General features: G+C 65.1%; 9 protein-coding genes. 1 reads left to right on the top strand and 8 read right to left on the bottom strand.

The window, feature by feature from the left end:
* Positions 1–274 precede the first annotated feature (274 nt).
* Positions 275–3,040: a bifunctional aconitate hydratase 2/2-methylisocitrate dehydratase gene (locus ASE00_RS21305; protein ID WP_056383748.1), complete on the top strand. Its 2,766-nt coding sequence runs from the start codon at positions 275–277 to the stop codon at positions 3,038–3,040.
* 106 nt (positions 3,041–3,146) lie between these two features.
* Here ASE00_RS21305 and ASE00_RS21300 read toward each other — a convergent pair whose 3' ends face one another.
* From ASE00_RS21300 to ASE00_RS21265, 8 genes are all read right to left on the bottom strand, one after another.
* Positions 3,147–4,898 carry an HAD-IIIC family phosphatase gene (locus ASE00_RS21300; protein WP_056383747.1) on the bottom strand — a complete coding sequence of 584 codons (1,752 nt, stop codon included), beginning with the start codon at positions 4,896–4,898 and terminating at the stop codon, positions 3,147–3,149.
* A gap of 122 nt (positions 4,899–5,020) precedes the next feature.
* On the bottom strand, positions 5,021–7,705 hold the full coding sequence (gene acnA / locus ASE00_RS21295) for an aconitate hydratase AcnA (protein WP_056383746.1): 2,685 nt from the start codon (positions 7,703–7,705) through the stop codon (positions 5,021–5,023).
* A gap of 161 nt (positions 7,706–7,866) precedes the next feature.
* A complete protein-coding gene (locus ASE00_RS21290; RefSeq protein WP_056383745.1) occupies positions 7,867–8,301 on the bottom strand; it encodes a DUF6628 family protein in 435 nt (144 codons plus the stop codon).
* A gap of 492 nt (positions 8,302–8,793) precedes the next feature.
* Complete coding sequence (locus ASE00_RS21285; protein ID WP_056383744.1) at positions 8,794–10,119, bottom strand: bifunctional folylpolyglutamate synthase/dihydrofolate synthase; 1,326 nt, start codon at positions 10,117–10,119, stop codon at positions 8,794–8,796.
* A gap of 187 nt (positions 10,120–10,306) precedes the next feature.
* Positions 10,307–11,161, bottom strand: a complete 855-nt coding sequence (gene accD / locus ASE00_RS21280; RefSeq protein WP_056383743.1) for an acetyl-CoA carboxylase, carboxyltransferase subunit beta — start codon at positions 11,159–11,161, stop codon at positions 10,307–10,309.
* Positions 11,158–11,973, bottom strand: coding sequence for a tryptophan synthase subunit alpha (gene trpA, locus ASE00_RS21275; protein ID WP_056383742.1), 816 nt, complete (start codon positions 11,971–11,973; stop codon positions 11,158–11,160). The genes accD and trpA overlap by 4 nt, the downstream gene beginning before the upstream one ends.
* Positions 11,970–13,187, bottom strand: a complete 1,218-nt coding sequence (gene trpB, locus ASE00_RS21270; RefSeq protein WP_056383741.1) for a tryptophan synthase subunit beta — start codon at positions 13,185–13,187, stop codon at positions 11,970–11,972. Before trpB ends, trpA begins: the two co-directional genes overlap by 4 nt.
* Positions 13,184–13,828 (bottom strand): phosphoribosylanthranilate isomerase, encoded by a 645-nt coding sequence (locus ASE00_RS21265; protein WP_056383740.1) that lies wholly within the window; start codon positions 13,826–13,828, stop codon positions 13,184–13,186. The genes trpB and ASE00_RS21265 overlap by 4 nt, the downstream gene beginning before the upstream one ends.
* Positions 13,829–13,967: the final 139 nt, after the last annotated feature.

Below are 13,967 nucleotides of genomic sequence, written 5' to 3'. Positions count from 1 at the left end.
ATTGCTGACTTACAGGTGCAAAACGCAAACGACGCCGGCGGGCGAAACCTCGCCGGCCAGCGTGCATCCGTGGACGCGTCCAATGCTGTGCTGTCTGTAAGACGAGGCGGGCCTTAATCCGGAAGTGGCCGGAAAGCAAGATTTGTCGCAATGCAGCACCTTGCCAGTCCAACCATGTTGGCGTACCGGGACCCGCGTCAGCCCAAGGCCGATATGACGCCATTTCTGGCGAGGCCGCACCGGGCTCCGGGCACTTCATGGGGATGGGAATATTATGAGCGTCTACCTGGATTATCTCGCCGAAATCGAAAGCCGGAGAATTCAGGGGCTCTCGCCCAAGCCGATCGACGATGGCGGCCTGGTCTTCGAGATCATCGCGATCATCAAGGAAGCCGGCAACGAGCATCGCGCCGACGCGCTGAAGTTCTTCATCTACAACACCCTGCCGGGCACGACGAGCGCCGCCGCCGTCAAGGCTGGCTTCCTCAAGCAGATCATCCTGGGCGACGTGACCGTCCCCGAGATCACGCCCGCCTTCGCGCTCGAGCTGCTGTCGCACATGAAGGGCGGCCCCTCGATCGAGGTGCTGCTCGACATCGCGCTGGGCGACGCGCCCGCGATCGCCGAGGCGGCGGGCGAGGTGCTGAAGACCCAGGTCTTCCTCTACGACGCCGACATGCACCGGCTGAGCGAGGCCCATGCCGCGGGCAACGCGATCGCCACGGCCGTGCTGGAAAGCTATGCCAAGGCGGAGTTCTTCACCAAGCTTCCCGATGTCGAGGACGAGATCAAGGTCGTCACCTTCATCGCGGGCGAGGGCGACATCTCGACCGACCTGCTCTCCCCCGGCAACCAGGCGCATTCGCGCTCGGACCGCGAACTCCATGGCCAGTGCATGATCTCGCCCGAGGCTCAAGCGGCGATCGTCGCGCTCAAGGCGCAGCACCCCGACAAGCGCGTGATGCTGATCGCCGAGAAGGGCACGATGGGCGTGGGTTCGTCGCGCATGTCGGGCGTGAACAACGTCGCGCTGTGGACCGGCAAGCAGCAGAGCCCCTATGTCCCCTTCGTCAACTATGCGCCGGTCGTCGCGGGCACCAACGGCATCTCGCCGATCTTCGCAACCACGGTCGACGTGACCGGGGGCATCGGCGTCAATCTCAAGAACTGGGTCAAGAAGACCGGTCCCGATGGCAAGCCGATCATCAACAATGACGGCAACCCGGTTCTCGAGGAGAAATTCTCGGTCGAGACCGGCACCGTCCTGAAGATCGACGTCAAGAACAAGAAGCTGTGCGACGAGGACGGCAAGGAACTGGTCGACGTCGCCGCCGCGTTCACGCCGCAGAAGATGGAGTTCATGAAGGCCGGTAGCTCCTATGCCATCGTCTTCGGCAAGAAGCTCCAGACCTTCGCCGCGCGCACCCTGGGCGTCGAACCGACCCCCGTCTTCGCACCGAACAAGGAAATCACCGTTGATGGCGTGGGCCTGACCGCGGTCGAGAAGATCTTCAACCGCAACGCCGTCGGCGTCACCCCGGGCAAGGTGCTGCACGCGGGATCGGACGTGCGGGTCAAGGTGAACATCGTCGGTTCGCAGGATACCACTGGCCTGATGACCGCGCAGGAACTGGAAGCAATGGCGGCGACCGTCATCTCGCCGCTCGTCGACGGCGCCTATCAGTCGGGCTGCCACACCGCGTCGGTGTGGGACAAGAAAGCCCAGGTGAATATCCCGAAGCTGATGTCCTTCATGAACAATTTCGGCCTGATCACCGCGCGTGACCCGAAGGGCGTCTATCATGCGATGACCGACGTGATCCACAAGGTGCTCAACGACATCACGGTCGACGACTGGGCGATCATCATCGGCGGCGACAGCCACACGCGCATGTCGAAGGGCGTCGCCTTCGGTGCGGACTCGGGCACCGTGGCGCTGGCGCTGGCGACCGGCGAGGCGACCATGCCGATCCCGCAGTCGGTCAAGGTCACCTTCAAGGGCAAGATGAAGCCGTGGATGGATTTCCGCGACGTCGTCCATGCCACCCAGGCGCAGATGCTGGCCCAGACCGGCGGCGAAAACGTCTTCCAGGGCCGGGTCATCGAAGTCCATATCGGTACGCTGCTGGCCGATCAGGCCTTCACCTTCACCGACTGGACCGCCGAGATGAAGGCCAAGGCCTCGATCTGCATCTCGAATGACGAGACATTGATCGGATCTCTGGAAATCGCCAAGGCGCGCATCCAGATCATGATCGACAAGGGCATGGATAATGCCGCCGGCACGCTGGCGAATCTGATCGCCAAGGCCGACACCCGCATCGCCGAAATCCGCATGGGTGAGAAGCCCGCACTGTCGCCCGACGACAATGCGCAATATTTCGCCGAGATCGTTGTCGATCTCGACGTGATCGACGAGCCGATGATCGCCGATCCGGACGTCAACAACGTCGATGTGTCGAAGCGCTACACCCACGATACGATCCGCCCGGTGTCCTATTATGGCGGCACCAAGAAGGTCGATCTGGGCTTCATTGGTTCGTGCATGGTGCACAAGGGCGACATGAAGATCCTCGCGCAGATGCTCAAGAACATCGAGGCGACCGACGGCAAGGTCGAGTTCAAGGCGCCGCTCGTCGTCGCGCCGCCGACCTACAACATCGTCGACGAGCTCAAGGCCGAGGGCGACTGGGAGATCCTCCAGAAATATTCGGGCTTCGAGTTCGACGACGCGAACCCGAAGACGGCGAACCGCACCGAATATGAGAATATCCTCTATCTTGAGCGTCCGGGCTGCAACCTGTGCATGGGCAATCAGGAGAAGGCCGCGAAGGGCGACACCGTCCTCGCTACCTCGACCCGCCTCTTCCAAGGCCGCGTCGTCGAGGACAGCGCCAACAAGAAGGGCGAATCGCTGCTGGCGTCGACCCCGGTCGTGGTGCTGTCGACCATCCTCGGCCGCACCCCGAGCGCCGACGAGTATAAGGCGGCCGTCGATGGGATCGACCTGACCAAGTTCGCTCCGCCGGTAGCGGCGTAAGGAAAAAATTCCTCCCTCCTCGGGGGAGAAGGATTGAAGAAAAAGGGGCCGGCCCGCTCATGCGGACCGGCCCCTTTTTGCGTCCCTGGCGCAGCGTAGCGGGCGGTCAGACTATCCGAGCATGGACATGCGGCGGTTTCGGGGTCGAGCCGGGTGAGCACCAGACCTCCTCGCGCACTGTCCAGCCGGCCTGAGCATAGACGTGGCGGCACGGCCCGTTGCGCTCGGTGGTGAGAAGGGTCGCGCTCAGTGGCGCGGACTGCGCCGCCTCGATCATCGCCAATGCGGCCTGCTCGATGCCGAGGCCGAACACCCGGCAGCTCATGACGAACTGCGGAATGTGGCCTTGGTCGATGACGATGACGCCCACCAGCCCGTAGATGGTGAAGCGGTCGCGAGCCGTGAAGGTCCACCAATGGCCGCCGGTCGCGAAATGCGCGCGCGCTTCCTCGTGGGTCCAGCGGCCGCCATTGGTGTTGAACTGGTTGGTCTTGTTGAGCAGTTCGAAAGCCCGCTCGAACTGGGGGTGGTCGTCGCCGTCGATCCGCCGCAGCTCCACATCGATGCCGAGATCGGCGAGGAATGAGTCGTCGCCCATCTCGCGGCGAGCCTCTTCGCGCGCAACCTGTCCTTGCACCATCTCGGTGCGCGTCGCGGATTCGGCGCTGATCGTCGCTACCTGGCTCTCAGGGCTCCACAGCAGGATACGCCGCCAATCCTGGTGCGGAGCCTCGAGGACCCGCACTTCGGGCAGCGCCCGCTTCACGGCCGCACGCTCGACCGGGTTGTCGTCGATATAGACCACCGAGTCCGGCAGGACGTTGGCCTCGCGGATCGCATCGGCGAGATTCTGGCTCTTCGGCTGCCAGTTGATCTTGCGGATCGCGAAATCGGCCATCGACAGGCGGCCGCCGAACAGGTGCGCCATGATCTCTTCGGCGCGGGCCGCGTCGTTCTTGCTGATGATCCCCAGCAGGATTCCCCGCTGCTTGAGGACCAGCAGCGACTCGGCGAAGCCCAGCGGCCAGCCCTCGATACGGTCCTGGTCGAGGGCCATCAGGTCGGATTCCGCCGGTATGCCGCGCCAAAGCGTATCGTCCAGGTCGACGCAGACCATCTTGACCCGGTCGGTGCCGCGCAAGGTGCGCAGCATGGCGAAGGCCTCGTCCCAAACCTCGTCGATGAAGCCCTCGACGTCGAAGCGATGGAGCTCGGACAGCGGCTTGGTGGGATCGAGCCGCCCGACGTCGCAGACCGAATCGAAATCGCTGATCAGCCCGCCATGGGCATAGAGCCAGAAGGCGTCGTCCTGCACATAGCGCCGCCCGAACGCTGCGGCGCATTGCTCCATGTCGAGTATGTGCCCGCCAGGATAATCGTCGACCAGGTCGCTGAGCTGGCGATTGAGCCGCTGGAGGAAATAGGCGGGATTGCGCGAATCGTAGCGCGGCATCAATCGGCCGAGCGCGCCGCGCTGGGGTAAGGGATAGTTGAGGAAGAAGGTCGGCCGGTCCTCGCTGGCGCCGCCGAGTTTGCCCAGCACGCGCTTCAGGCGCTGGCGTGAGCTGATAAGGGTCGCTTCGGACCCGTCCGCCTGCTCCTCGAAGCGGGCCTGCATCACGATCACTTCCGGATATAGATAGCGCAGCGGCACCTGGACGATCCGGAAATCGCCGCGATCGGCCTCCTCGATAAGCTGACCATTATAGTCGAAGGGTAGAAGATCGACCGCGATCCCCGGCGCCTTGCGCGCGAGCACGTCCCGCCACCGGTCGAAGACGCATCCGCCGAGGAGCGACACGCGCTCGATCCGGTCGGGGGTAACGCGCAGGTCTGAGGGGACATAGAAGCTGCTCATTGCACGCCCCTAGCTGTGGAGCGCGCGCATTTGCAAGGCGGGCTCCCGAGCAAGTATTTCCGGTCAAAGGAAAGAGCCGGCCCGCAGTGGCGGACCGGCCCCCGTCCCTGGTGTGGCGTCGGTTATGCCGCCAGCTTGCGCAGCACGTACTGGAGGATGCCGCCGTTGAGGAAATATTCGAGTTCGTTGACGGTATCGATCCGGCAGCGGGTCTCGAAGGTCTCGGTCGAGCCGTCGGCGCGGGTCAGCTTCACCGATACGGTCTGGCGCGGGCGGAGGCCTGCGACATTCTCGATCGTGAAGGTCTCGGTGCCATCGAGCTTGAGGGTGTTGCGGTCGGTGCCTTCCGCGAACTGCAGCGGCAGCACGCCCATGCCGACCAGATTCGAACGGTGGATGCGCTCGAAGCTTTCGGTGATCACCGCGCGGACGCCGAGCAGGTTGGTGCCCTTCGCCGCCCAGTCGCGCGACGAGCCGGTGCCATATTCCTTGCCGGCGATGACGACCAGCGGGGTGCCCTCGGCCTTGTATCTCATCGCGGCGTCGTAGATCGCCATCACCTCGCCCGACGGTATGTGCCGGGTCATGCCCCCCTCGACGCCGGGGATCATCTGGTTCTTGATGCGGATATTGGCGAAGGTACCGCGCATCATGATCTCATGATTGCCGCGGCGCGCGCCATAGCTGTTGAAGTCGGCCTTCGACACCTGATGCTCGGTCAGGAAACGGCCTGCCGGGCTGTCGAGCTTGATCGAACCCGCCGGGCTGATGTGATCGGTGGTGATCGAATCGGCGAAGATCGCCAGAGGCCGCGCCTCGATGATGTCCTGCACCGGGGCCGGGGTCATCGACATGCCCTCGAAATAGGGCGGGTTGGCGACATAGGTCGAACCGGCGCGCCACGTGTAGGTGTCGGAGCCCTCGACCTCGATCGCCTGCCAGTTCTTGTCGCCCTGGAAGACGTTGGCATAGCGGCTCTTGAACATCTCGCTGTCGATCGCGGCGGCGACGGTGTTCGCGACCTCCGCGGTCGTCGGCCAGATGTCCTTCAGGTAGACCGGCTTGCCGTCTTCGGTCGTACCGATCGGCTCCTTGGTGATGTCGCGCGCGGTGGTGCCGAAGATCGAATAGGCGACGACCAGCGGCGGCGAGGCCAGATAGTTGGCGCGCACGTCGGGCGACACCCGGCCCTCGAAGTTGCGGTTGCCCGACAGCACCGCCGAAGCGACGAGGTCGTTGCCGTTGATCGCCTTGGAGATCGGATCGGGCAAGGGGCCCGAATTGCCGATGCAGGTGGTGCAGCCATAGCCGACCAGGTTGAAACCGATCGCATCGAGATCCTTGGTCAGGCCGGCCTTGTCGAGATAGTCGCTGACGACCTGCGATCCGGGCGCGAGGCTGGTCTTCACCCAGGGCTGTGCCTTGAGGCCGTAGGCGTGGGCCTTGCGCGCCACCAGGCCGGCCGCGACCATTACCGATGGGTTGGACGTATTGGTGCAGCTGGTGATCGCGGCGATCACGACGTCGCCATGGCCGATCGTGAAATCCTCGCCTTCGACGTCGACGCGCTTGTCGCCCTCGTCGCCCTTCTTATAGCCCGAGGCGAGTTCATTGTTGAAACCCTCGTCGACAGAGCTCAGCAGCACACGATCCTGCGGGCGCTTCGGTCCGGCGAGCGACGGCTGGACGGTCGACATGTCGAGTTCGAGGCTGTCGGTGAACACGGGGTCCTTGGCGGTCGCATCGCGCCAGAAGCCCTGCTCCTTCGCATAGGCCTCGACCAGCGCGATATTCTCCTCCGAACGGCCGGTGAGGCGCATATAGACGAGGGTCGCGTCGTCGATCGGGAAGAAGCCGCAGGTCGCGCCATATTCGGGCGCCATATTGGCGATCGTCGCGCGGTCGGCGAGTGAAAGCGAATCGAGGCCGGGGCCGTAAAATTCGACGAAGCGGCCGACCACGCCCTTGGCGCGGAGCATCTGAGTGACCGTCAGCACCAGATCGGTGGCGGTGATGCCTTCGACCAGCGTGCCCGACAGCTTGAAGCCGACGACCTCGGGGATCAGCATTGATACCGGCTGGCCAAGCATCGCGGCCTCGGCCTCGATGCCGCCGACGCCCCAGCCGAGCACGCCGAGACCGTTGACCATCGTGGTATGGCTGTCGGTGCCGACACAGGTGTCCGGATAGGCGACTTCGACGCCCGATCCGTCTGCCGAGGACCACACCGCCCGGGCGATATTCTCCAGGTTCACCTGGTGGCAGATGCCGGTGCCGGGGGGCACCACCTTGAAATTGTTCAGCGCCTTGGAGCCCCAGCGCAGGAACTCGTACCGCTCGCCGTTGCGGGCATATTCGAGCGCGACATTCTCCTCGAACGCCTTGGGGGTGCCGAAGCTGTCGACCATCACCGAATGATCGATGACGAGGTGGACGGGAACCAGCGGATTGATCTTGTGGGCATCGCCGCCGAGCTTGGTCATCGCATCGCGCATCGCCGCGAGATCGACGACGCAGGGGACGCCGGTGAAATCCTGCATCAGCACGCGGGCGGGGCGATACTGGATCTCGCGCTCGGATTTGCGCTCCTTCACCCAGTCGACGATCGCCTGGACGTCTTCGACGGTGACGGTGGTGCCATCCTCGAAGCGCAGGAGATTTTCCAGCAGCACCTTCATCGAGAAGGGCAAGCGCGAGATGTCGCCGAGTTTCTCCGCCGCCTTGGCGAGCGAATAATAGGCATAATGCTTGCCATCGACGTTGAGGGTGGAGCGGGTTTTGAGCGTGTCCTGACCGACGGCCGTCATTGCTATCGCCTTATGCTGCAGATGCGAGAGTCGTCGGGGATATAGTAAGCGGTTCGGCTCAGGGAAAGGGCTGGAGCGGTCGTTTCGGATACATGCGCACGATCGCCGCGGCGGGGCGTGCAGTTCCCGCCGCGGCGGCGATCGAGATGAAGCCGGTCCGGTTAGCTTCGCTCGATCGGTCTCCCCAGGTCGGCAAAAGCCTGCGACACCGCCTGTGCGCTCGACAGCACCCCGATCCCGCTGTCGATCCCGCAAAGATTGCACAGGATCTCATGGCCGAGCCGGGGCTGGTCGCGCGACAGCGATACCGCCCGCAGCAGCATCGATTCGGCGACCGTCATCCGGCAGCAGCAGGACGGCGCGATCATGATCGACTGGTGTGAGGCGCGGGCCAGTTCGGCCATCAGCGCGCGCAGCAGCACCAGCGGGCGGCGGAAGGACAGGCCGAAGGCGCCGATCAGCATGCTCGCGGCCTGCGCGTCGCCCAGCCCGCCGACCCCCATGCGCCGGACACCGTGCAGAAACAGCCGTGCGCCGCTGTCGTCAGGGGCGCTGTGGGGCAGCAGGCGGGCGGTCGGCTCGGCATGCTCGGACATGATCTCTCCTCTCGGTTCAGCAGGAGAACAGCATATTTGATATTGCGAGTCAATCGCAATAAAGGGTCATGGGGGGTTATTTGTGGTTGTTCGGTCGTTCAGGGAGCCGAGCGCTTTTATTCGTCATCCTGAACTTGGGCGTGTCCACCAGTTGACATTTGAATGCGTGAGAAATCCCGAATTTTAGCCGTCATGCTGAACTTGTTTCAGCATCCACTCCTCCACGGGAGCACCGGAGCAGGTGGCATGGTGGACCCTGAAACAAGTTCAGGGTGACGGTAACCTGTTAGAAGTCGTACCAATCTTCAACCAGCGGCGCATTCTTCACGGCCAAGTGATGACACGCCCTGATTTCAGGATCCACCGTGAGGCTGGAGTGAAGGGAAGGACTCTTGCGGCAAAGCTGAACAAAGTTCCCCAAAATTGCTCGGGCGGCTGAGTGGATGCTGAAACAAGTTCAGCATGGCGGCGTGAGGGCGCGAGTTCTTCGCCTCAGTCGACCACCGTCCCATTCGCTTCGAGTACCCGTCCGGCCAGATAGAGCGAGCCGCCGACCAGCACCACCGGGGGGGCTTCGTCCCTCGTGGCGGCGATGGCGGCGATCGCCTCGGCGACATCCGCGGCCGGGGTCGCGCGCAGCCCCGCCAGTCCCGCGATCTCGGCGAGCCGCGCGGGCGTGTGATGGGGATGGCCGGGAACCGGCACCATCTGGAAGCGGGCGTGGACCTGTCCCATCGCCGCAAGGAAGCCGGAGGCATCCTTGTTTTCCAGCAGGCCGAGGATGATGTGAAGCGGCCGGCCGGCCGCGACGTGGCCGCGCAGGAAGTCGCCGATCACGCGCCCCGCCGATGGGTTGTGGCCGCCATCGATCCACAGTTCGGACCCGGGCGGCAGTTGCGCGACGATATGCCCGTTACGCAGATGCTGGAGCCGCGCGGGCCAATTGGCCCAGCCCATCGCCGCGCGCAGCGCCGAGGCCGGGATGGCCAGCGCAGACTGATGCCGCAGCATCGCCACGGCCAGCCCGGCATTCTGGGCCTGATGGTGGCCGGCGAGCCCCGGCAGCGGCAGATCGAGCTTGCCCTGCGCATCGCGATAATGGAGCCGGTTCTGATAGGCGGCGGCGTCCCACGAGCCGCCCTTGACGTGCCAGGTCGCGCCTGCCGCGCCGATCGCCTGACCGATGCGGTTGGCGACCGTTTCCGGATAATGGAGGGTGACGATCGGCACGCCGGGCTTGGCGATACCGGCTTTCTCGCCCGCGATCGCCTCGATCGTGTCGCCGAGGAAGCTCTGATGGTCGAGCCCGAGCTGGGCAATGCCGCAGATCAGTGGTTCCGGGATGATGTTGGTGGCGTCGAGCCGCCCGCCGAGCCCGACCTCGATGATGCACGCATCGGCGGGTGCACGCGAGAAGGCGAGCAGCGCCGCGGCGGTGGTCACCTCGAAGAAGCTCGCGCCGATATCCCCGCCCACTTCGAGCACCTCCGCGAGCAGCGGCGCCAGTTCCTCATCGGTGATCAGCTCGCCCGCGATGCGGATCCGCTCGTTGAAGCGGACGAGGTGCGGGCTGGTGAAGACATGCGCCGACATTCCCGCCGCCTCGATCGCGGCTCGCAGATAGGCGCAGGTCGATCCCTTGCCGTTGGTCCCGGCGACATGGAAGACCGGCGGAAGGCTGCGCTCGGGATGGCCCAGCCGCTCCATCAGCCGCGCGATCCGGTCGAGCCCGAGGATGTCGGCGCCCGGCGAGAGCAGGCTCAGGCGATCGAGCTGGGCCTGAACGGCGGGATCGGTCGAGGTGGCGTGGTCGGGCATCTTTACTCCCCTCCCTGCCCAGGAGTTTCAGGTCGGTCATGCCCCCGGCATGACCTAAACAGTCCGGGGGACTGTCTACCTGAAACTGGCAGGGGGTGAATTACGCTGGCTGGAGTGGCAAACGGGCTCGTTGATCCATCCGGACCGACCCACCCCCAGCCCCTCCCTTGGCAGGGAGGGGAGCTTTTCACGCCGCCTTCTTCCCAGGGCAGAGATAGTCGATCAGCCGCGCCAGTTCGGCGCGCAGGTTCGCGCGCTCGACAACCATGTCGAGCATGCCGTGTTCGAGCAGATATTCGGCGCGCTGGAATCCCTCGGGCAGCTTCTCGCGGATCGTCTGCTCAATCACGCGCTGGCCGGCGAAACCGATCAGCGCACCCGGTTCGGCGATCTGAACGTCGCCGAGCATCGCATAGGAGGCGGTGACGCCGCCCGTCGTGGGGTCGGTCATCACGACGATATAAGGCAGGCCTGCCTCGCGCAGCTGCGCGATCGCGACGGTGGTCTTGGGCATCTGCATCAGCGAGAGGATGCCCTCCTGCATGCGCGCGCCGCCTGCCGCGGTGAAGATGACATAGGGGCACTGGTCGGCGATCGCCGCCTCGACCCCGGCGACGAAGGCGGAGCCGACTGCCAGGCCCATCGAACCGCCCATGAAGGCGAAATCCTGGACGCCGACGACCGCCTTGAAACCCTCTATCGTGCCGCGCGCGTTGATCAGCGCATCCTGTTCGCCGGTCTTGGAGCGCGCCTCCTTCATCCGGTCGGTGTAGCGCTTGGAGTCGCGAAACTTCAGCGGATCTTCACGCACCGCAGGCGCGGGCAACAGCGTGTAGACGCCGTTGTCGAACAGCTGGTCGAAGCGCGCGTCGGGCCCGATCCGGCCATGATGGCCGCATTTCGGGCAGACCGACAGATTTTCCTCATATTCCTTGGCGAAGATCATCTGCTGGCAGGACGGACATTTGTGCCACAGATTGTCCGGCGACTCGCGCTTGGCGATGAAGGATATCTTCTTGCGGACGCTATCGAGCCAGCTCATGCGGCCTTCTCCTTTGCCGCGCGGCGAACCGCGGCGCTCAGGGTGGATATGAATTCGCGGACCGACCCGGCGGCATTCGCGCCATATTCGCCGATCAGGTCGACGATCGCCGAACCGACGACGACGCCGTCGGCGACCCGGCCGATCGCCTCGGCCTGTTCGGGGCCGCGCACCCCGAAGCCGACCGCGACGGGCAGGTCGGTCGCCGCCTTGAACCGTGCGACCGCCGCTTCGATACTGGCCTGCCCGGCCTGCTGCATGCCAGTGATGCCTGCCACCGATACATAATAGAGAAAGCCCGAAGCCCCAGACAAGACCGTCGGCAGGCGCGTCGCGTCGGTGGTGGGGGTAGCGAGACGGATCAGGTCGACGCCCGCCGCGCGCAGCGCCGGGCCCAGCGCAGCGTCGGCCTCGGGCGGAATGTCGACGCAAATGACGCCGTCGACGCCGGCCTTGCTGGCGGCAGCGGCGAACCATTCGGGCCCGCGCCGCACCATCGGGTTGGCATAGCCCATCAGCACCAGCGGGACTTCGGGATGGCGCCGGCGGAAGTCGGCGGCGATCCTGAGCAGGTCGGCGGTGGTCGTCCCGGCCGCCAGCGCACGCAGATTGGCGCGCTGGATCGCGGGGCCGTCAGCCATCGGATCGGTGAAGGGCATGCCGAGCTCGATCACGTCGGCGCCGCCCTCGACCAGCGCGTCGAGGATGCTCGCGGTATCCGCCGGGGTCGGATCGCCGCCGGTGACGAAGGCAACCAGCGCGGCGCGGCCTTCGGCGCGGGTGCCGGCGAAGGTCGCGGCGAGGCGGCTCATATCGATACCCCTTTGGCCTTGGCGATGGTTGGAATGTCCTTGTCGCCCCGGCCCGACAGGTTGATCACGATGATCTGGTCGCGCGCCATGGTCGGAGCGAGCTTCTCGACCAGCGCAAGACCGTGGGCGGTCTCCAGCGCGGGAATGATGCCCTCCAGCTTGGCGAGCAGTTCAAAGCTCGCGACCGCCTCGTCGTCGGTGACCGGCATATAGTCGATCCGGCCGATATCGTGGAGCCAGCTATGCTCGGGCCCGATCCCCGGATAGTCGAGTCCAGCCGAGATCGAGTGCGCCTCGGTGATCTGGCCGTCCTCGTCCTGGAGCAGATAGGTGCGGTTGCCATGGAGCACGCCGGGCACGCCACCGGCCAGGCTGGAGGCGTGCTTGCCGCTGTCGATGCCGTGGCCCGCCGCTTCGGCTCCGATCATCTTCACGTCGGGATCGTCGAGAAAGGGGTGAAACAGACCGATCGCGTTCGATCCGCCGCCGACCGCAGCGACCAGCAGGTCGGGCAGGCGGCCTTCGGCGGCCATGATCTGCTCGCGGGTTTCGTGGCCGATGATCGACTGGAAGTCGCGGACCAGCTCGGGATAGGGATGCGGGCCAGCTGCGGTGCCGATGATGTAGAAGGTGTCATGGACGTTCGCGACCCAGTCGCGCAGCGCCTCGTTCATCGCGTCCTTCAGCGTCTGCGCACCCGAGGTCACCGGGCGGACTTCCGCGCCGAGCAGCTTCATCCGGAAGACGTTGGGCTGCTGCCGCTCGACATCGACCGCGCCCATGAAGATCGTGCAGGGCAAGCCGAAGCGCGCCGCGACGGTGGCGGTGGCGACGCCGTGCGACCCCGCGCCGGTCTCGGCGATGATCCGGGTCTTGCCCATCCGCCTGGCGAGCAGGATCTGGCCGATGCAGTTGTTGATCTTGTGCGCGCCGGTGTGGTTCAGCTCCTCGCGCTTCAGATAGACTTTCGCGCCGCCGAGATGCTCGGTCAGCCGCTCGGCGAAATAGAGCGGGCTGGGGCGGCCGACATAATGCGTCATCAGCGCGTCGAACTCGGCCTTGAAGGCAGGGTCTGCCTTGGCCGCGCGATATTCGCGCTCGAGGTCGAGGATCAGCGGCATCAGCGTCTCGCTGACATAGCGGCCGCCATATTCGCCGAACTGGCCGTTCTCGTCAGGGCCGCCGCGCAGCGTGTTGGGGATGGATCCGGTCATAATGAGGCGACCCGTTGAAGGAAGGCGGCGATCTTGTCCACATTCTTGATGCCCGGCGCACTTTCGACGCCCGACGACGCGTCGATCAGCCGCGCGCCGGTGATCGCCGCCGCGCGCTCGACATTGCCTTCGTCGATCCCCCCCGACAGCGCCCAGCGTTGGGGGTGCTGGAAGCCATCGAGCAGCGTCCAGTCGAAGCGCAGGCCCATTCCGCCGGGCAGCGTTCCCTCGGGAGTCTTGGCGTCGTAGAGGATCAGGTCGGCGACGCTGCGAAAGGCCCGCGCCGCGTCGACATCGGCGCGGGCGCGAACCGGGACCGCTTTCCACAACGCGATCTTAGGATGTCGCGCGCGAATCGCGGCGAGGCGCTCGGGCGCTTCCTTGCCATGCAGTTGGAGCGTGTCGACGCTGCCCACGCGGATCACCTCGTCGATCAACGCGTCGTCGGGGTCGACGAGCACTGCGACCTTGCCGATATGCGGCGGCGCGAGAGCGGCCAGCGCTCCGGCCTGTGCGGGATCTACGTTGCGCGGGCTCTTCGGGAAGAAGACGAAGCCGATATGCGCCGCACCATGGCGTATAGCAGCACCCACCGTCTCCGGCGTGGAAAGCCCGCATATCTTGGCGTTGACCCGGTTCATCGAGCGCGCATGTCGGCGTGTCGCGCGCGAAGGTCAAGCATGACCGGCGATACTCGCTGACCAACTTTATCTATCACTCTGATTATGAGGATCGGTTTGCGCAGCAGCCGCGCCGCCGCCATATCAACGCCCGTAGCTT

The organism is Sphingomonas sp. Root710 (genome assembly GCF_001429065.1).
Taxonomy (GTDB): Bacteria; Pseudomonadota; Alphaproteobacteria; order Sphingomonadales; family Sphingomonadaceae; genus Rhizorhabdus.
The sequence above is the reverse complement of the archived record's forward strand: the minus strand, read 5'-3'. Positions and strand labels throughout refer to the sequence as shown.

Excerpts from the sequence above, each read along its gene's own strand:
- ASE00_RS21305 (WP_056383748.1), top strand. The coding sequence starts at position 275 with ATGAGCGTCTACCTGGATTATCTCGCCGAAATCGAAAGCCGGAGAATT.
- ASE00_RS21300 (WP_056383747.1), bottom strand. The coding sequence starts at position 4,898 with ATGAGCAGCTTCTATGTCCCCTCAGACCTGCGCGTTACCCCCGACCGG.
- acnA (WP_056383746.1), bottom strand. The coding sequence starts at position 7,705 with ATGACGGCCGTCGGTCAGGACACGCTCAAAACCCGCTCCACCCTCAAC.
- ASE00_RS21290 (WP_056383745.1), bottom strand. The coding sequence starts at position 8,301 with ATGTCCGAGCATGCCGAGCCGACCGCCCGCCTGCTGCCCCACAGCGCC.
- ASE00_RS21285 (WP_056383744.1), bottom strand. The coding sequence starts at position 10,119 with ATGCCCGACCACGCCACCTCGACCGATCCCGCCGTTCAGGCCCAGCTC.
- accD (WP_056383743.1), bottom strand. The coding sequence starts at position 11,161 with ATGAGCTGGCTCGATAGCGTCCGCAAGAAGATATCCTTCATCGCCAAG.
- trpA (WP_056383742.1), bottom strand. The coding sequence starts at position 11,973 with ATGAGCCGCCTCGCCGCGACCTTCGCCGGCACCCGCGCCGAAGGCCGC.
- trpB (WP_056383741.1), bottom strand. The coding sequence starts at position 13,187 with ATGACCGGATCCATCCCCAACACGCTGCGCGGCGGCCCTGACGAGAAC.
- ASE00_RS21265 (WP_056383740.1), bottom strand. The coding sequence starts at position 13,828 with ATGAACCGGGTCAACGCCAAGATATGCGGGCTTTCCACGCCGGAGACG.